Origin of the sequence: Streptomyces sp. NBC_00237 (assembly GCF_026342435.1) — a bacterium.
In the GTDB taxonomy this organism is placed as follows: Bacteria; Actinomycetota; Actinomycetes; order Streptomycetales; family Streptomycetaceae; genus Streptomyces.
This window is the reverse complement of the sequence record NZ_JAPEMT010000002.1, coordinates 510,373-528,428: the sequence shown is the minus strand read 5'-3', so window position 1 is coordinate 528,428 and position 18,056 is coordinate 510,373. Positions and strand designations below refer to the sequence as shown.

17 protein-coding genes are annotated in these 18,056 nt (G+C 72.8%); 12 read left to right on the top strand and 5 right to left on the bottom strand.

Annotated features, from left to right (window positions below; genetic code table 11):
- Window positions 1–24: 24 nt before the first annotated feature.
- The 7 genes from OG897_RS16680 to OG897_RS16650 all read left to right on the top strand — a co-directional run bounded on the left by OG897_RS16680 (window position 25) and on the right by OG897_RS16650 (window position 6,751).
- Window positions 25–858, top strand: coding sequence for a M55 family metallopeptidase (locus OG897_RS16680; protein ID WP_266657578.1), 834 nt, complete (start codon window positions 25–27; stop codon window positions 856–858).
- Entirely contained in the window at window positions 851–2,200 is a 1,350-nt protein-coding gene (locus OG897_RS16675; protein ID WP_266657576.1) for a M20/M25/M40 family metallo-hydrolase, read from the top strand. The genes OG897_RS16680 and OG897_RS16675 overlap by 8 nt, the downstream gene beginning before the upstream one ends.
- 77 nt (window positions 2,201–2,277) lie before the next feature.
- On the top strand, window positions 2,278–4,272 hold the full coding sequence (locus tag OG897_RS16670; protein ID WP_266657574.1) for a prolyl oligopeptidase family serine peptidase: 1,995 nt from the start codon (window positions 2,278–2,280) through the stop codon (window positions 4,270–4,272).
- Entirely contained in the window at window positions 4,269–5,219 is a 951-nt protein-coding gene (locus tag OG897_RS16665) for an LD-carboxypeptidase (RefSeq protein ID WP_266657572.1), read from the top strand. Before OG897_RS16670 ends, OG897_RS16665 begins: the two co-directional genes overlap by 4 nt.
- Before the next feature lie 123 nt (window positions 5,220–5,342).
- The gene (locus tag OG897_RS16660; RefSeq protein ID WP_266657570.1) at window positions 5,343–5,693 is read left to right on the top strand and encodes a hypothetical protein; all 351 of its coding nucleotides are present in this window, start codon (window positions 5,343–5,345) and stop codon (window positions 5,691–5,693) included.
- Between the two features lie 25 nt (window positions 5,694–5,718).
- Complete coding sequence (locus tag OG897_RS16655; protein ID WP_266657568.1) at window positions 5,719–6,336, top strand: GNAT family N-acetyltransferase; 618 nt, start codon at window positions 5,719–5,721, stop codon at window positions 6,334–6,336.
- Entirely contained in the window at window positions 6,329–6,751 is a 423-nt protein-coding gene (locus OG897_RS16650) for a RidA family protein (protein WP_266657566.1), read from the top strand. Before OG897_RS16655 ends, OG897_RS16650 begins: the two co-directional genes overlap by 8 nt.
- Here the strand turns inward: OG897_RS16650 and OG897_RS16645 are convergent.
- Window positions 6,717–7,067, bottom strand: coding sequence for a DUF6204 family protein (locus OG897_RS16645; RefSeq protein ID WP_266657564.1), 351 nt, complete (start codon window positions 7,065–7,067; stop codon window positions 6,717–6,719). The two genes, OG897_RS16650 and OG897_RS16645, sit on opposite strands and share 35 nt — an antisense overlap.
- A 211-nt stretch (window positions 7,068–7,278) precedes the next feature.
- Here OG897_RS16645 and OG897_RS16640 point away from each other — a divergent pair, with 211 nt between their 5' ends.
- Window positions 7,279–9,249 (top strand): DUF5107 domain-containing protein, encoded by a 1,971-nt coding sequence (locus OG897_RS16640; RefSeq protein WP_266657562.1) that lies wholly within the window; start codon window positions 7,279–7,281, stop codon window positions 9,247–9,249.
- Window positions 9,250–9,328: 79 nt separating this feature from the next.
- Window positions 9,329–10,624 (top strand): M48 family metallopeptidase, encoded by a 1,296-nt coding sequence (locus tag OG897_RS16635; protein WP_266657560.1) that lies wholly within the window; start codon window positions 9,329–9,331, stop codon window positions 10,622–10,624.
- Between the two features lie 19 nt (window positions 10,625–10,643).
- Here the strand turns inward: OG897_RS16635 and OG897_RS16630 are convergent, their stop codons facing one another.
- Window positions 10,644–11,006 (bottom strand): VOC family protein, encoded by a 363-nt coding sequence (locus tag OG897_RS16630; protein WP_266657558.1) that lies wholly within the window; start codon window positions 11,004–11,006, stop codon window positions 10,644–10,646.
- A 119-nt stretch (window positions 11,007–11,125) separates the two neighbouring features.
- Complete coding sequence (locus OG897_RS16625; RefSeq protein ID WP_266657556.1) at window positions 11,126–11,941, bottom strand: methyltransferase domain-containing protein; 816 nt, start codon at window positions 11,939–11,941, stop codon at window positions 11,126–11,128.
- A 152-nt stretch (window positions 11,942–12,093) separates the two neighbouring features.
- On the opposite strand from OG897_RS16625, the gene OG897_RS16620 reads away from it, so the two are divergent.
- Window positions 12,094–12,510, top strand: a complete 417-nt coding sequence (locus OG897_RS16620) for a phage holin family protein (RefSeq protein WP_266657554.1) — start codon at window positions 12,094–12,096, stop codon at window positions 12,508–12,510.
- Window positions 12,511–12,555: 45 nt separating this feature from the next.
- Here the strand turns inward: OG897_RS16620 and OG897_RS16615 are convergent, their stop codons facing one another.
- Window positions 12,556–13,680, bottom strand: coding sequence for an enolase C-terminal domain-like protein (locus OG897_RS16615; RefSeq protein WP_266657552.1), 1,125 nt, complete (start codon window positions 13,678–13,680; stop codon window positions 12,556–12,558).
- A gap of 137 nt (window positions 13,681–13,817) precedes the next feature.
- Window positions 13,818–14,777, bottom strand: coding sequence for a TIGR03557 family F420-dependent LLM class oxidoreductase (locus tag OG897_RS16610; protein WP_266657550.1), 960 nt, complete (start codon window positions 14,775–14,777; stop codon window positions 13,818–13,820).
- 311 nt (window positions 14,778–15,088) lie between these two features.
- On the opposite strand from OG897_RS16610, the gene OG897_RS16605 reads away from it, so the two are divergent.
- Together OG897_RS16605 and ligD are read left to right on the top strand one after the other, a co-directional pair.
- A complete protein-coding gene (locus OG897_RS16605) occupies window positions 15,089–16,951 on the top strand; it encodes a transketolase (protein ID WP_266657548.1) in 1,863 nt (620 codons plus the stop codon).
- Window positions 16,948–17,904 carry a non-homologous end-joining DNA ligase gene (ligD, locus tag OG897_RS16600; RefSeq protein WP_266657546.1) on the top strand — a complete coding sequence of 319 codons (957 nt, stop codon included), beginning with the start codon at window positions 16,948–16,950 and terminating at the stop codon, window positions 17,902–17,904. The genes OG897_RS16605 and ligD overlap by 4 nt, the downstream gene beginning before the upstream one ends.
- The last annotated feature ends 152 nt before the right edge of the window (window positions 17,905–18,056 follow it).

The window sequence follows — 18,056 nt, the reverse complement described above, 5'->3', positions numbered from 1 at the left end:
CGGGACAGAAGGGTGTGAGCGGAAGTGAAGATCCTCATCAGCGCCGACATGGAGGGCGCCACCGGCGTCACCTGGCCCGCCGACGTGCTCCCGGGCACCCCGCAGTGGGAGCGCTGCCGGTCGATGTTCACCTCCGACGTGAACGCGGCCGTCCTCGGCTTCTTCGACGGCGGCGCGGACGAGGTCCTCATCAACGAGGCCCACTGGACCATGCGCAACCTGCTGCTCGAACGGCTCGACGAACGCGCCGAGATGCTCACCGGCCGCCACAAGTCGCTCAGCATGGTCGAGGGCGTCCAGCACGGCGACGTCGACGGCATCGCCTTCGTCGGCTACCACACGGGCGCGGGCACCGAAGGCGTCCTCGCGCACACCTACCTCGCCAACTCCGTCACCGGCGTCTGGCTCAACGGCACGCGCGCCAGCGAGGGCCTGCTCAACGCACACGTCGTGGCGGAGTACGGGGTTCCGGTCGTGCTCGTCACCGGTGACGACCTGACCTGCGTGGACGCCGACGGGTACGCGCCCGACGCCCGCAAGGTCGCCGTCAAGGACCACGTCTCCCGGTACGCGGCCGTCTGCCGCACACCCGCCCGCACGGCCGCCGACATCCGGGCGGCGGCGAAGGAGGCGGCGCCGCTGGCCGTACGTCAGGAACCGGCCCGTGGGGGGCCGTTCACGGTGGAGCTGGAGTTCGACGCGGCGCATCTGTCGGACGTGGCGACCGTCGTCCCCGGAGTGGCCCGATCCGGTGAACGGCGTGTCGCTTACACCAGTCCCACGATGTATGAGGGCATTCGTACCTTCAAGGCGGTCACGACGATCGTCTCGTCCGCTGTGGAGGAGCAGTATGGGTGACCCCGTGGCCCCCGAAGGTCCCGTGATCGATGAGGCGTCCCTGGACGAGGTGGTGTCCTTCACCTCCGACCTCATCCGCATCGACACCACCAACCGGGGCGGCGGCGACTGCCGCGAGCGCCCCGCCGCCGAGTACGTCGCCGAGCGCCTCGCCGCCACCGGCCTCGACGTGTCGCTCCTGGAACGCACCGAGGGCCGCACCAACGTCGTCGCCCGGATCGCCGGAACCGACCCGTCCGCCGACGCCCTCCTGGTCCACGGGCACCTCGACGTCGTCCCCGCCGAACCCGCCGACTGGTCCGTGCACCCCTTCTCCGGCGAGGTGCGCGACGGCGTCGTGTGGGGGCGCGGCGCGGTCGACATGAAGAACATGGACGCGATGGTGCTGTCCGTCGTACGGGCCTGGGCGCGCGCCGGGGTCCGCCCGCGCCGCGACATCGTCATCGCGTACACCGCCGACGAGGAGGCCAGCGCCGTCGACGGCGCGGACTTTTTGGTCGAGCGGCACGCCGGTCTCTTCGAGGGCTGCACGGAGGGCATCAGCGAGTCCGGCGCGTACACCTTCCACGCCGGACCCGGCAAGCAGATCTACCCCATCGCCGCAGGTGAGCGAGGTACGGCCTGGCTCAAGCTGACCGGGTACGGCACGGCGGGCCACGGCTCCAAGGTCAACGGGCAGAACGCGGTCAGCCGGGTGGCCGCCGCCGTCGCCCGGATCGGCGCGTACGACTGGCCGGTCCGCCTCACCCCGACCGTACGGGCCTGTCTGCGCGAGCTGGCCGCCCTGCACGACCTGGACGTCCCCGACCCCGACGACCCCGACTACGACGTCGACGCCGTCCTCAACAAACTGGGCCCGGCCGCCGCCCTCGCCGAGGCGACCGTACGCAACAGTGCGAATCCGACCATGCTGGACGCCGGGTACAAGGTCAACGTCATCCCGGGCAGCGCGACCGCGTACATCGACGGAAGGTTTCTGCCCGGCGGCGAGGAAGAATTCCGGTCGACCATGGACCGGCTCACCGGGGAGCACGTCGACTGGGACTACCTCCACCGCTCGGTCGCGGTCCAGGCCCCGGCCGACTCCCCGACCTACCGCCAACTGGCTGATGCCGTACGGAAGTTCGCCCCCGAGGGTCATGTCGTGCCGTACTGCATGTCGGGCGGCACGGACGCCAAGCAGTTCTCCCGGCTCGGCATCACCGGCTACGGGTTCTCGCCCCTGCGTCTTCCCGAGGGCTTCGACTACGGGGCACTCTTCCACGGGGTCGACGAACGCGTCCCGGTCGAAGCACTGCACTTCGGCGTGCGCGTGCTGGACCATTACCTCCGGCACGCGTGAACCGTGCGGGCCGGGAATCCGTAAAGATGCAGAGGAAACAGAGCGCTGTGGACGCAGCAGCAGGGGGAGTTGGCAGCATGGTGCCCACCGGGCCTTACGGAACCTGGCCGTCGCCGATCGACGCCTCGATCGCGGCGTCGCACGGCGGGGCCCCGCAGTTCGTCGGCATGGTCGGTGACGAGGTGTGGTGGACCGCGCCCCGCCCCGAGGAGGGCGGACGGCAGACCCTGGTGCGACTGCGGACGGACGGCACGGAGGAGAGCGTGCTGCCCGCCCCGTGGAACGTCCGCAGCAGGGTCGTCGAGTACGGCGGACAGCCCTGGGCCGGGACCACGAGAGAGGGGGGCGGCGGCCCGCTCGTCGTCTTCGTGAACTTCGCCGACCAGCGCCTCTACGCGTACGAGCCGGACGCACCAGGCGGCCCGCAGCCCCGCCCACTGACCCCGCTGTCGTCCGTCGGCGGCGGCCTGCGCTGGGTCGACCCGGTGCTGCACCGGGACGAAGTGTGGTGCGTCCTGGAGGAGTTCACCGGCGAGGCGCCCACCGACGTACGCCGGGTGATCGCCGCCGTGCCGCTCGACGGCTCGGCCGCCGAAGACCGCTCCGCCGTACGGGAGCTGAGCGAGGGGCGGCACCGCTTCGTCACGGGGCCCCGGATCTCCCCGGACGGCACCCAGGTCGCCTACATCGGCTGGGACCACCCCAGGATGCCGTGGGACGGCACCGAGGTGCTGGTCGCGGAGATCGCGTACGGGACGGGGAAGTTCGACGGTGTGCGCTGTCTGGCGGGCGGCCCCGAGGAGTCCGTCTGTCAGGTGGAGTGGGACCGCGACGGCACCCTGCTGTTCGTCTCGGACCGGGGCGGCTGGTGGGAGCTGTACCGGCTGCGCAGGGACGGGCGGCGCATCAGTGGGGCGCTGTGCCTGGGCAGGGAGGAAGAGTTCGGCGGGCCGCTGTGGCAGATCGGGCAGCGCTGGTTCCACCCCCTGGAAACCGGGCTCATCGCCGTCGTGCACGGCAAAGGCACCTCCGCGCTCGGCATACTCGACCCCGAGACCGGCGAACTCGTCGACGCGGCGGGACCGTGGACGAAGTGGTCCGCCTCGCTCGCCGTGCACGGCGACCGCGTCGTCGGCATCGCCGCCAGCCCGCGCAGCGCCAACGAGGTCGTGGAACTCTCCACCGTCACCGGCCGGGCCCGCGTCATCGGCTCCCCGCACGACGACCCGGTCGACCCCGCCTACTACCCCGAACCGCAGCTGCGCACCTTCATCGGCCCCGAGGGCCGCGACATCCACGCGTACGTCTACCCGCCGCACCACCCCGGCCGGATCGCCCCCGCCGACGAGCTCCCGCCGTACGTGATCTGGGCGCACGGCGGACCCACGGGCCACGTCCCCCTCGTGCTCGACCTGGAGATCGCCTACTTCACCTCGCGCGGCATCGGCGTCGTCGAGGTCAACTACGGCGGCTCCACCGGCTACGGCCGCGAGTACCGCAACCGGCTGCGCGGCCAGTGGGGCGTCGTCGACGTCGAGGACTGCGCGGCCGTCGCCGTCGCGCTCGCCGACGAAGGCACCGCCGACCGGGACCGGCTCGCCGTCCGGGGCGGCAGCGCGGGCGGCTTCACCGCCGCCGCCTCGCTCGCCGACACCGACGTCTACGCCTGCGGCACCATCAAGTACCCCATTCTCGACCTCCTCGGTTGGGCCGACGACGAGACCCACGACTTCGAGTCCCAGTACCTGGAGTCCCTGATCGGCCCGCTCGCCACCTGCCCCGAGACGTACGCGGAACGTTCCCCGGCCCGGCACGCGGACCGGATCACCGCCCCCTTCCTGCTCCTCCAGGGTCTCGACGACCCGATCTGCCCGCCCGTACAGGCCGAACGTTTCCTCGGACTGATGGCAGGGCGGGGGGTGCCGCACGCGTACATCGCCTTCGAGGGGGAGGGGCACGGCTTCCGCAGGGCGGAGACGATACGGCGCGCACTGGAGGCCGAACTCGCCCTGTACGCCCAGGCGTTCGGCATCGACCGCACCGACGTACCCCGACTGGAGCTCAAGAAGTGAACGCTGTGGAACTCTCCCGCCCGGCGAGGCTGCGCCCCGGCGCGCGCATCGCGATCGTCGCACCGAGCGGACCGGTGCCCGAGGAGCGGCTGGAGGCGGGGCTCGACATCCTGCGGGGCTGGGACCTGGACCCGGTCGTCATGCCCCATGTCCTCGACAGGCGCCGGGAGTTCAGGTACCTCGCGGGCGACGACGCCGACCGCGCCCGCGACCTCACCGAAGCCTGGTGCGACCCGTCGGTGGCCGCCGTGATGTGCGCACGCGGCGGGTACGGGGTCCAGCGCATGGTCGACCTCGTCGACTGGGCGGCCATGCGGGCGGCCACCGCCGCGTACGGGCGGCCCAAGCCCTTCATCGGGTACAGCGACGTCACCGCGCTGCACGAGGCGTTCGCCGCCCGCATGGGCGTGGCCACCCTGCACGGGCCGATGACCGCGACCGTCGCCTTCCTCAAGGACGGGCCCACCCAGGAGTCCCTGCGCGCCACCCTCCTCGCGCCGGAGACCGTCCGGACCCTCGGCCTGCCCACCGCGCGCACCCTGGTGCCCGGCCGGGCGCGGGGCGTCACCCTCGGCGGCTGCCTCGCCCTGCTCGGCACCGACCTCGGCACTCCGCACGCCCGGCCCTCCGCGCGCGGCGGCCTCCTGGTCCTGGAGGACGTCGGCGAGGAGGCGTACCGCATCGACCGCTTCCTCACCCAACTCCTGCGCTCCGGCTGGCTGGACGGGGTCGCCGGGATCGCCCTGGGCTCGTGGGTGGAGTGCGGACCGTACGAGAGCGAGATCAGGCCGGTGCTGCTCGACCGGCTGGGCCCGCTCGGCGTGCCCGTCGTCGAGGAACTGGGCTTCGGGCACGCGGCGACGGCGCTGACGGTGCCGCTCGGGGTGCCGGGGGTGCTGGACGCGGACGCGGGAACGCTCACGCTGGACGTTCCCGCGCTGGTGTGAGGCGGCAGCGGTCGCGACGTCACCCGTACGGCTCCCTGGACTGCCCGTCGCGGGCCGGAATCTGCCCATCCTGGTCACCGAGGGGCGGGAGTCCCCCTGTCCCCAGTGACGCAGGAGGCACAAGTGGTACGGAAGCGTGCGGCGATGGCGGCAGCCGGTGCGGTACTGACCCTGACGTTGGTCTCGACGGGCGCGGCGACGGCGGCCCCCGCTCCGGCGACCGCCCCCGTGACGGCGGTCGCGGCCGACGAGCCCGACCCGCTGCCGAACTTCGTGGGACGCAACTTGTTCCGCGTGTACAGCACGGTCAGTGCCGAGACCGCGCTCGACATCCAGGACCTGAGCGGCGACCACCGCAAGGTGCTGTGGCCGCCGAACTGGAAGGTGTGCACCCAGTCGCCCAAGGGCGGCACCAAGCTGCGCGGCGGCACGCTCAAGCTGGGCGTGGTGAAGACCGGCGAGAAGTGCCCCTAGCGCCGGCCCGACGTAGCCTGGCCGGATGGCCGAACCCGCGATCCGTCCCGCCCAGCACCTCGCCGAGAGCCCTCGGGTGGGCATCCGGCCGTTCCGCCGCAGCGACGCGGCGGAGTTCACCGCGCGGGCCCGCGAGAGCCGGGAACTGCACCGGCCGTGGCTCGCCCCGCCCCAGACGCCCGAGGCGTTCCGCGCGTACGCGGGCACGCTCCTGGAGGACCCCTCCCGGGCGGGGTTCCTCGTCTGCACCCGCGACGACGACAGGATCGCCGGGTTCATCAACATCAACAACATCGTCGAGGGCGCCTTCCAGAACGGAGCCCTCGGCTACGGCGCGTTCGCCCACGCCAGTGGCCGGGGACTGATGGCGGAGGGCCTGGACCTGGTGCTCCGGCACGCCTTCGGCCGCCTCGGACTGCACCGCCTGGAGGCCAACATCCAGCCGGGCAACGCCGCCTCCCTCGCGCTGGTCCGGCGGGCCGGATTCCGTTACGAGGGCTGCTCCCCGGACTTCCTCTTCATCGCGGGGGAGTGGCGCGACCACGAGCGGTGGGCGATCACGGCCCCCGAACACAGGCCGGGGCGCACCCAAAACCCTTTGCCCGTACGGGAGTCCAGCGACCAGCATGGCCCGCATGACTGATCACCTCACCCGCATCAACCCCGACACCCTGCACCAGACCCCCGGCTACCACCACATCACCGTCGTCGAGGCGGGCCGCACCGCCCACCTCGCCGGGCAGTGCCCGCTCGACCCGGCGGGCGACCTGGTCGGCCCGGGCGACGTGCTCGCCCAGACCGACCAGGTGGTGGCCAACACGCTGGCCGCGCTCGCCGCCGTCGACGCCTCGCCCGAGGACGTCGTACGGACCGTGATCTACGTGGTCTCGGACGTCTCCGAAGTCCTCGGCTCGGTCTGGCGCCGGCTGAACGACTCCCCGCTGGCCCCGGCCTTCAGTACGGCGAGCACCCTCGTGGGCGTCGCACAGCTCGGGTTTGCGGGGCAGTTGGTCGAGCTGGACGTCACCGCCGCGCTTTCCGGCCCGACTTCACGTTGATCTTCATGGTGTCCATGTCGGTGACGGTGGACCGGAGTCCGGCGTGCGCGTGGCCGAGGGCCTTCAGGGCGGACTCCGCCCGGTCCTCGGCGATCGCCCCCGCCATCTCCGGGCCGTCCTCGGCGTCGGACTCCACCACGTACCGCATCGAGAAGTGCTTGAGCGGGACCTCGTAGGTGAGCGAGCCCTCGGCGGAGAACTGCATGGACGTCAGGCCGTGCGCGTCCTTCTCGGCGAGCAGCCGGGTGCGGCTGGCCTCGGTCAGCCCGTCCCAGGTGCCCCGCACGATGACCCGGTACGTGTGCTGCGTGCCCATGGTGCGTCAGTCCTTCTGCTCTGCGTGCCCGCCCCGGTCGGCGGCCCTCGGGAAAGGGCCAGGCTACGGGCACCGGCCACATTCCGCCTTTGCTTAATCCTGACCGCCGGAACCCCTGGTCAGGGCGGTGTCCATCATGTTCCGATGGTGGCAGAACGACGGTGTGCGGACCCGTGCGCCCAGGTGTTGCCAGTGATCGAGTGAGGTTCTTGTGGCCACGAGCGTGCGACGCGCCGTACTGACCCTGCCCGCCGCCCCGCTGGGCCCGGAGAACCCGCTGCCGGGGCTGTGCGCCCGCGACCAGGTGCACGAGCTGGACGCGCGAGCCAAGGAGGGTCTGCCGCGCGACATGAAGCGGCAGATCGGGAACGCGCCGCTGCGCACCACCCTGCCCGTGCGCACCCTCGACGGTTACGGACGCGAGCGCCCCGAGACAGACGTCGAGTCGATCGTCATCGAGAACGACCGCCTCCGGGTGACCGTCCTGCCCTCCCTCGGCGGCCGGATCCACTCCCTCCACCACAAGCCCACCGGCCGCGAACTGGTCTACCGCAACCCCGTCCTCCAGCCCGCCGGCTTCGCCCTCAACGGGGCCTGGTTCTCCGGCGGCATCGAGTGGAACATCGGCGCGACCGGCCACACCACCCTCACCTGCGCGCCCCTGCACGCGGCGATCGTCCCCGCCCCCGACGGCGGCGAGATGCTCCGCCTCTGGGAGTGGGAGCGGCTGCGCGACCTCCCCTTCCAGGTCGACCTGTGGCTGCCCGCCGACTCCGACTTCCTCTACGTCGGCGTCCGCGTGCGCAACCCCCACGAACGCCCGGTCCCCGTCTACTGGTGGTCGAACACCGCCGTCCCGGAGAACGACGGCACCCGCGTCCTCGCCCCCGCCGACGAAGCCTGGTACTTCGGCTACGAACAGACGCTCAGCCGTGTCCCCGTCCCGCACTTCTCCGGCGAGGACCGCACCTACCCCACCCGAGGCGAGTTCCCCGCCGACTACTTCTACGAGGTCCCCGAGGCGTCCCGCAAGTGGATCGCCTCCCTCGACGCGACCGGGCAGGGCCTCGCCCAGACCTCCACCGACCGCCTGCGCGGCCGCAAGCTCTTCCTCTGGGGCCATGGAGCGGGCGGGCGCCGCTGGCAGGAGTGGCTCACCGAGCCCGGCACCGGCGGCTACGCCGAGATCCAGGCGGGCCTCGCCCGTACGCAACTCGAACACGTCCCCCTCGAACCCGGCGCGGACTTCAGCTGGCTGGAGGCGTACGGACCCCTCTCCGCCGACCCCTCCCTGGTGCACGGCGAGGACTGGACCGCCGCCCGCGCCGAGGCCGAACGCGCCCTCGCCGAGGCCCTGCCCCGCGCCACCGTCGACGCCGCGTACACGGCCTGGCTCGCGCACGCCGACCACGAACCCACCGAACTCCTGCACACGGGCTCGGGCTGGGGCGCACTGGAAGTACTGCGCGGCGGGCACAAGCTCCCCGGCACGCCCTTTCCCGAGTCCTCGATAGGTGAACAGCAGCTTCCCTGGCTGGAGTTGCTGCGCTCGGGCGTCTTCCCCGCACCCCGCAAGGTGGTTCCGCCCGGCCCGTCCCTCGTCGCTCCGCACTGGCGCGACATGCTGGAGACCGCGCCTGCCGAACCCCTCACCGAGTACCACCTCGGTGTCGCCCAGTGGCACGCGGGCGACTTGGCCCAAGCCGTGCGCAGCTGGGAACGCGGCCTCCAACTCGCGCCCTCCCGCTGGCCGTTGCTCCGCAACCTGGCCCTCGCCGACCGCGAGGCGGGCCACCCCGAACGGGCCGCGGACCTCTACGCCGAAGCCTTCGCCGACCTCTGCGAGGAACGCCGCGAGGGCGACCACTGGACGGCCGCCACCGCCGCCCTCGGCCGCGAGGCCATCGACGCCCTCCTCGCCGCGGACCGCCCCGCCGCCGCCCGCGCGGTCTGGAACGGCCTGCGCCCCGGAACCCGCACCACCGGCCGCTTCCGCTTGATCGAAGCCCGGCTCCTGGTCGCGGAGGGCGACCGGGAGGCGGCCCGAGCGGTGTTCGCCACCGGCTTCGAGGTCGCCGACCTGCACGAAGGCTCGACCGAGGTGAGCGACGTATGGTCCACGGCGACGGAGGAACCGGTGCCTCCGGCATATGACTTTCGGCAGCTGTCGGGTTCCGCTTAAGGTGTGCCGTCCGGGGCACTTGGCCGCCGGGCAACGGAATTCGGGGCGGCTCTGGGGAGGGCCGCCCGGGGGAGCACACATGGAAACGCAGGACATCGCCGCGCCCGGAACCAGATCCTGCCCCGAGTGCGGTGCCGTGGTTCCGGTCCACGCCGCCTACGTCGACTGGTGCGACGGCTGCGGGTGGAACGTCGACCCGGGTGAACCGCAGCCCGCGCCCGGACGGCTCGAAGCGCTGCGCCGGGAACTGGCCCGCCGCCATGGCGAGCAGCTCTTCGAGGAGCCCTCGGGAGCCGCGAGGCCCGGCCTCGACGCGTCGACCGCCGTGGCGCTGCTGATCGCGCTCGTGGTGCACGCGGTCACGCTCACCCTCGCCGTGGGCGGGCTGCTGCTCGTCGTCCTGGGCTGGAGCACCGTCGTCCAGCCGCTGATCGGGGCGGGCTGCCTGATGGTCGCGGTGGTACTGCGCCCGCGCCTGGGCAGTCTGCCCAAGGACGTGCCGGTACTGCACCGGGCGGACGCGCCCCGGCTGTTCGCCCTGGTCGACGAGGTCGCCTCGGTCGTCGGGACGCGGGGCGTGGACGCGGTGGTCGTGGAGCCGTGCTTCAACGCGTCCGTCACGGCGTACGGCATCCGGCAGCGCCGGGTGCTGACCCTGGGGATCGCGCTGTGGGAGTCGGCCACTCCCCGCCAGCGCGTCGCACTCCTGGGCCACGAACTCGGGCACTACGCGGGAGGCGACGTACGTGCGGGCCTGATCACCGGGACCGCGCTGCGCACCCTCGCGAACTGGCTGTACTTCCTGGAACCCGTCGCCAACCCGAGGGACATGGGGGAGCGTCTGGTCAACGTGGCGTACTTCCTGCCCAGGCACGCGGCGTTCGGCCTGATCGTGGTGCTCGACCAGCTCACCCTGCGCGGCTCGCAGCGCGCCGAGTACCGGGCCGACGAACTGGCCGCCCGGGCCGGTTCCAGCGAGGCCGCCGTCGCAGTGATGGACCTGCTGTTGGTCGGCGATTCCGCGCACACCGCGCTCGAAACGGCCGTCACCCGGGCGCACATGTCCAAGATGACCAGCCGCCGCGACCGCGCGACAGCACCGCAGCCGTCGGGCCAGGACCTGTGGGACCGGGTCACGGCGCGCACCACCCGGGTGCCCGAGCGCGAGCGCGCCCGCCTGCTGCGGATCGCCGAGCTGCGCGGCCACAGCGCCGACGCCACCCACCCGCCGACTCACCTGCGCCGACTGCGGCTGGAGCGGGCGGAACCGGAAGCGGGCGAGGTCGTGCTCGACGCCGCCGGGACCGAGGCCCTCGGGGCGGAACTCGCCTCGGCCAAGGACGAAGTGGCCCGCCGGGTGCTGAACGGGGGGTGACGGGCTGGGGCCGGAGCCGTTACGGGGCCGGGTTGCGGTCGACGTACTCGAAGACCGAGCCGTCCGGGTGCAGGGCGATCAGGTTGCGGCCCACCGGGGTCGGGACCGGGCCCGCGATGATCTGGGCGCCGGCGGCGGTCAGGGTGGTGTGGGCGTGGGTGACGTCCCGCACCGCGACCGTCGCCGTCACCTTGCGGAGCAGGTCGATCTCCTCGCGGGGGCCGGTCATCACCAGGAAGCAGCCCACCGCGGCGACGGAGACCCCGCCGCGCTCGAAGCGCAGTGCCGGGGTGCCCGTGATGCGCTCGTAGAAGGCGGCCGTGGTGTCCAGGGCTTCGGTGTCGTCCACGTAGATACGGAGTGTGGTTCCCAGGATTTCCATGCTGGAGAGGGTAGTTGGGTGGGGTGGGGGTGTGATCCCTTCGGCGGGAAAGCGGTCGCGGTGGGTGGGGAGAGCGGGCTTCCTGCTGGCGGGGTCGCCGCCGGTGCGCCCGCCGCTGGTCAGGCGCGGCAGAGGATCTCGCCGTGCGGGACCATGAACCAGGCGTCCTCGTGGGCGCCCCAGGCGCGCCAGGCGGCGGCGATCTCCCGGAGCTGGTCCTCGGTCGCGTGGCCGCCGTCCGTCGCGCGTGCGGCGTAGGCGGAGGTGGTGGTGCGGTCGGCCCACAGGCCGCTCCACCACGAGCGTTCGTCGGGGGTGGCGTAGCACCAGGCGGCGGCGGACGACGTGACGTCCGTGAAGCCCGCTCGCAGGGCCCAGGAACGCACGCGGCGTCCGGCGTCGGGCTCGCCGCCGTTGGCGCGGGCCACCCGCCGGTAGAGGGTCAACCAGGCGTCCATGGTGGGGTGTTCGGGGTACCAGGTCATGGCCTGGTAGTCGCTGTCGCGGGCCGCGACGATCCCGCCTGGCTTGCACACGCGGCGCATCTCGCGCAGTGCGGTGACCGGGTCGCCCACGTGCTGGAGCACCTGGTGGGCGTGGACCACGTCGAAGGAGTCGTCAGGGAAGGCGAGGGCGTGCACGTCGGCGGTCGTGAAGTCGGTGTGCGGCGTCAGGCCGCGCTCTGCGGCCGTCGCGCGGGCCTGGTCCAGGACGGTGGCCGCCGCGTCGACTCCGGTCACGTGGCCGGTGGGCCCCACCAGTTCGGCCAGGTCGGCGGTGATCGTGCCCGGGCCGCAGCCCACGTCCAGGACGCGCAGGCCCGGGCGGAGGTGGGGGATCAGGTAGGCGGCGGAGTTGGCGGCCGTGCGCCAGGTGTGGGAGCGCAGGACGGACTCGTGGTGGCCGTGGGTGTAGACGGCGGTTTCGCTCGGCATGGTGGGGCCCGCTCCCTTGGGTGTGTGGTGGGTGGTGAGCTCGGGATCACGGTACGCCTGGGTGTTGGAATGTGAGATGGGCGTCTTGGGATGTGGACAAGGGGCTTGGGGGCGTTGGGTGTTGGGGGTGTCGTGTCGGGTACTCGGGCGGTATGGATATCAAGCCGAACGTTGTGGAAGAGGTCGCGCGGGTGGCGCGGGAGGCCGTGCGGGAAGCGGTCGTCGAGGAGATGCGGGAGGAGATGCGCAGGGAGTTGGCGGCGCGGAAGCGGCCCGCGCGGTTGTACGCGGGAGCGGGGGCGGCGGGGCTGTACGGGGGCGCGGCGGTGGTGGCGGCGGTGGTGCTCGGGTTGGGGGCGGTGGTGCCGATGTGGGCTTCGGCGCTCATCGTGGGGGCGGGGTTGTTGATCGGGGCGATGGTGTTGAGGGGGATGGCCCGGCCTCGGGTCCGGGGGGCGGGGACGGGGCAGGGGGCTTCGGTTGCGCGGGGGGTGCGGCCCGGGGAGCGGGACGGGTTGGCGGGGATGGCTGGGGTGCCGCCCGTGCCGGAGGCGAAGCCGAAGGTGTGAGGTGAGGGAGAGGGGCGCGGTTCAGGCCGCCTGGCGCGGGGGTGGTCAGGCGAGGCGGTAGGGCTCGGCGTCGTCGTGGCGGAGGGAGAGGCCGTGGCCCGGGGGGAGGGGGTGGGTCAGGTCGAGCGTGCCGCCGGTGGGGTCCAGGGCTCCGGCGAAGAGCATGGATTCGACGCGGACGTGGTCGTGGAACCATTCGACGTGGCGCAGGTTCGGCAGGCTCGCCGCCGCGTGGGCGTGGGCGTGCGGGGCACCCCGGGTGGAGATTTCCAGGCCGTGCGCCTGGGCCAGCGCGGCCGTGCGGAGGAAGGTCGTCAGGCCGCCGCAGCGGGTCGCGTCGGACACCACGCAGTCCACGGCCTCGGCCTGGATCGTGCGCGCCGCGTGGGCGAGGTCGCTCGCCGCGCCCGTGCCGCCCGCCGTCACGTCGCACACCACCGCGTCGCGGACCAGGCGCAGGCCGGTCAGATCGTCGGCGGGGACCGGTTCCTCGAACCAGCCGACGCCGTGCTCGGCGAGCGGGACTCCGATCCGTACCGCCTGCTTGCGGGTGTAGGCCCCGCTGGCGTCCACGTACAACTCGGCCTGGGTGCCGATGACTTCGCGGGCCAGTCGGACCCGGTCCAGGTCGCGGACCACCGCCCTGCCCCACGCCTCCCCGATCCGTATCTTCACGCGTTCGATGCCCTGGCCGTGCACCCAGCCGCCGAGCTGGGAGGCGAGGTGGGTGTCGTGGTAGGTCGTGAAGCCGCCGCTGCCGTAGACCGGGACGGTGTCGCGGGCCGCACCCAGGAGGCGGGTCAGGGGGAGGGCGAGGAGGTGGGACTTCAGGTCCCAGAGGGCGATGTCGACCGCTGAGATCGCCGAGGCGGCGAGTCCGGGGCGTCCGTGGTCGCGGGCCGCCCCGCACATCGCCGCGTGCGCCGCCGGGATGTCGAAGACGTCGAGACCGAGGAGGAGGGGGGCCAGTTCCTGGACGACGTACGCGCCCACGGCGGCGGGTGCGTACGTCCAGCCCGTGCCGTAGGCCGTCCCGTCGGCGCGGGCCTCGACCACCACCACGGGAGTGCGGTCCCAGCTGAGCGTGCCGTCCGCCTCCGGGCCGTCGGTGGGGACGAGGTAGCAGGCCGCGTCCAGCTGTTCCAGGGGGAGTTGGGGGGAGGGGTTCACCGGGGTCGCACCTGCCTCAGGCATCGCGGCGGCGCAGGGCGAGCGACCTGATCCGGGCCAGCAGGTACGCCAGCCTCGTGCGCGGGCTCGGCCGCCGGGCGGGGGACGGTCGGTGGGCGACCTGGGTCAGTCTCATCTCAGGGCTCCTGAACCTGGGGGAGGACCTTGGTGCGGTAGAAGTCGAAGAAGCCGCGCTGGTCCTGGCCGATCTGGTTGACGTAGACACGGTCGAATCCCGCGGCGGTGTAGGCGCTGAGGCGGCCCACGTGAGCGTCGACGTCGTCGCCGCAGACTACGTTCGCGGCGACCATGTCGGGGGTGACGAGGGTGGAGATCTGCTCGAAGTGGCGCGGAGTGGGCAGGACTTGGCCCATTTCGCCGGGGAGCTGTTCCGGGGCCCAGAGGCGGTGTGCGGTGCGGACGGCTTCGGCGCGGTCCTGGCCGTAACAGACCTTGAAGCCGCCGCTCACCGGCTTCGCCCCGCCGCCGCCCTTGCGGAAGCGCGTCACCGCGCCCTCGTCGGGCTTCATGGTGATCAGTCCGTCGCCGGAGCGGGCGGCCAGCGACATCGCCTGGGGTCCGAAGGCGGAGACGTCGATCGGGACGGGCTCGTCGGGGACCGTGTACAGGCGGGCGTTCTCCAGGCGGTAGTGCTTGCCCTCGTGGCTGACCTCGTTGCCGTCGAAGAGGTTGCGCATGAGGAGGATCGCCTCTTCGAGCATCTCCAGGCGGATGCGCGCGCCCGGCCACGGACCGCCCATGATGTGCTCGTTGAGGGCTTCGCCCGACCCCACCCCGAGCCGGAAGCGGCCTTCCAGCTGGACCGCCGCCGTCGCCGCCGCGTGGGCGACCACCGCCGGGTGCATCCGTACGGTCGGGCAGGTCACGGCCGTCTGCACGGGGAGCGACACCGCCTGCGACAGCGCGCCGATCACCGACCAGACGAACGGGCTCTGGCCCTGCTCGTCGTTCCACGGGTGGAAGTGGTCGGAGATCCAGAGGGCCTCGAAGCCTGCCTGCTCGGCCATCCGGGCCTGCTCCACCAGCTCGGCCGGGCCGAACTCCTCGCACGAGAGGAAGTAGCCGAATGCGGTCATGAGGGTGAGCCTTCCGAACGGGGGGTGAGGGTGTCGTTCGTGCGTGCCACGGAGGTGCGGCGCGCACGGTGCGGACGCCCGAGGTGGGGGCGCTCGCTTGCCGGGTAACCCGGCAGGACGCCCGGAAACACACCGATCACGGAGTTTGGGCAGGCCGCCTGCGGGCACGCGGGACGGGTCCCGGGACCACGGCCTTCCGCGGCCCCTCCGGCCCCGCACGCCCCGCGCCGCCTGCGGGGCGCGGGTGGGATCCGTACAGGGATCCGTACAGGGATCCGCACTGGGATCCGTAGAGGAGAAAGAGGAGAAGCATGCCCACCGAAGGTCTTTCCGTTGCCGAACTCACCGAACTCGCCCAGCAGTTGAGGGTGGACTCCGTGCGTGCCACGGATGCCGCGGGGTCCGGGCACGCGACCTCGTCGATGTCCGCCGCCGACCTGGCCGCCGTACTCCTCGCGAACCACCTGCGCTACGACTTCGAACGCCCCGACCACCCCGGCAACGACCATCTGATCCTTTCCAAGGGGCACGCCTCGCCCCTCCTGTACGCCGTCTACCGGGCGGCGGGCGCCCTCACCGACGAGGAACTCCTCACCTTCCGCAGGCGGGGCAGCCGCCTCGAAGGGCACCCCACGCCCCGACTGCCGTGGGTGGACGTGGCGACCGGATCGCTCGGGCAGGGGCTGCCGGTCGGCGTCGGCATGGCGCTCGCCGGGAAGCGGCTCGACCGCGTCCCGTACCGGGTGTGGGTGATCAGCGGCGACAGCGAGATGGCGGAGGGCTCGGTGTGGGAGGCCGTCGAGCACGCCGGGGCGGAAGGGCTCGACAACCTCACCCTGATCGTGGACGTCAACCGGCTCGGGCAGCGCGGGCCCACCCGGCACGGCCGCGACCTCGACGCGTACGCCCGTCGCCTGAAGGCGTTCGGCTGGCACACCGTGGAGGTCGACGGGCACGACCCCGAGGCCATCGACCGCGCGTACGACGAAGCCACCTCGACCCTCAACCAGCCGACCGCGATCCTCGCACGCACCGTCAAGGGGAAGGGAGTCGAGGCGGTCGCCGACAAGGAGGGCATGCACGGCAAGCCGCTCCCCGACGCGACCGAGGCCATCGCCGAGCTCGGCGGCGTACGGGCCCGGCACGTCGACGTGCACAAGCCGATCGCCGCCCGCACCCTGCACGCCGTGCCCAGCGGGCATCTGACGCTTCCCCGGTTCGAGAAGGGCGGCGAGCAGGTCGCCACCCGGGACGCGTACGGCCGGGCACTCGCCGCGCTGGGCTCCGCGCGCGGCGACGTCGTCGCGCTCGACGGGGAGGTCGGCGACTCGACCCGTACCGAGTACTTCGCGAAGGACCACGCCGACCGGTACTTCGAGTGCTACATCGCGGAGCAGCTCCTCGTCGCGGCGGGCGTCGGGATGCAGGCGCGCGGCCACGTCCCGTACGTGTCGACCTTCGCGGCGTTCCTCACCCGCGCCCACGACTTCCTGCGCATGGCGGCGATCAGCCGGGCCTCGCTGAACGTCGTCGGCTCGCACGCGGGCGTGGCCATCGGCGAGGACGGCCCCTCGCAGATGGGCCTCGAAGACCTGGCGATGATGCGTGCCGTCCACGGCAGCACCGTCCTGTGCCCGTGCGACGCCAACCAGACCGCCAGGCTCGTCGCGACGATGGCCGACCTCGACGGCATCCGCTACCTGCGCACCGGACGCGGCAAGGACGACGTGATCTACGGGCCCGACGAGGAGTTCCCCGTCGGCGGCAGCAAGGTGCTGCGGCGGAGCGAGGCGGACCGGCTGACGCTGGTGGCGGCGGGGACGACCGTGCACGAGGCGCTGGCCGCCGCCGAGGTGCTGGCCGGGGAGGGGATCGCGGTGCGGGTCATCGACCTGTACTCGGTCAAGCCCGTCGACGCACAGACGCTGTGGGAGGCAGGGCAGGAGACCGGCTGCCTGGTCACCGTCGAGGACCACCACCCCGAGGGCGGCCTCGGCGACGCGGTGGCGGAGGCGTACGCGGACGGGCGGCCGGTGCCGCGTCTGGTGCGGCTCGCGGTGTCGAGCATGCCGGGATCGGCGAGCCCCGACGAGCAGCTGAACGGGGCCGGGATCGACGCCGAATCGGTCGCGGCGGCCGTACGGCTGCTGGTGGAGAAGGCGGTGGTGAGGTGAACGGGCGTACCGCGGACCCGGACGGGGTCCTGGAGGTGCGGGTGGGACGGCACACCGTGGCCGTGCACCGGCCGGAGAAGGTGCTGTTCCCCGATGCGGGGGCGACGGGGGTCATGGGGGTGACCAAGGCCGATCTGGCGGCGTACTACCGGCGGATGGCGCTCTTCATGCTGCCGCAGTTGAAGGACCGGCCGCTGATGCTCGAACGCCTTCCGGACGGGGTGAAGGGGCCGCGCTTCGTCCAGAAGGACACCCCGGAGAACTGGCCGGAGTGGGTGCGGCGGGTCACGGTCGAGAAGGAGGGCGGGACGGTGCGGCACATGGTGTGCGACGACGGCGCCACGCTGGTCCTGCTCGCCGACCAGGCGTGTCTGACCCTGCACAGGTGGCTGTCGCGCACGGACCGGCTGCCGTGGCCGGACCGCCTGGTCTTCGACCTGGACCCGCCGACGGAGGACTTCGGCGCGGTACGGGACGCGGCACGGTGGCTGCGGGAGCTGCTGGAGGAGCTCCATGTGCCGTCGGCGCCGATGACGACGGGGTCGAAGGGGCTGCACGTGGTGGTTCCGCTGAACGGGCACACGACGTTCGAGGAGTCGCGGTCCTTCGCGAAGGAGGTGGCGGAGTTGCTGGCCGGGCGGCATCCGGAGCGGCTGACGACGGCGGTACGGAAACGGGCGCGGGGGGACCGGCTCTACCTGGACGTGCAGCGGAACGGGTACGCCCAGACCGCGGTCGCGCCGTGGTCGCCCCGGGCCAGGGCGGGGGCGCCGGTGGCGGTACCGGTGAGCTGGGAGCAGGTGGAGGATCCGGGGGTGACGGCGAGGACGTGGTCGCTGGGGGACGTGGAGGGGGTACTGGAGCAGGCTCGGCGGAACCCCTGGGCGGGGGTGATGGGGAAGGGACGGGGCCTGGGCCCGGCCCGGAAGAGGCTGGCGGGGGTGAGCAGGTGAGACCCGGCGAGCGGGGCGCGGGGGACCCGGGGCAGAGCCCTCGGTGGTGAGTCGGGTCACCCGCCGCCCGCGAGGCCGCCCGCTGTCCGCGAGAGCCCCGCCGCCCGCGAGGCCACCCACTGTCGCGAGGCCACCCGCCGCCCGCGAGGCCG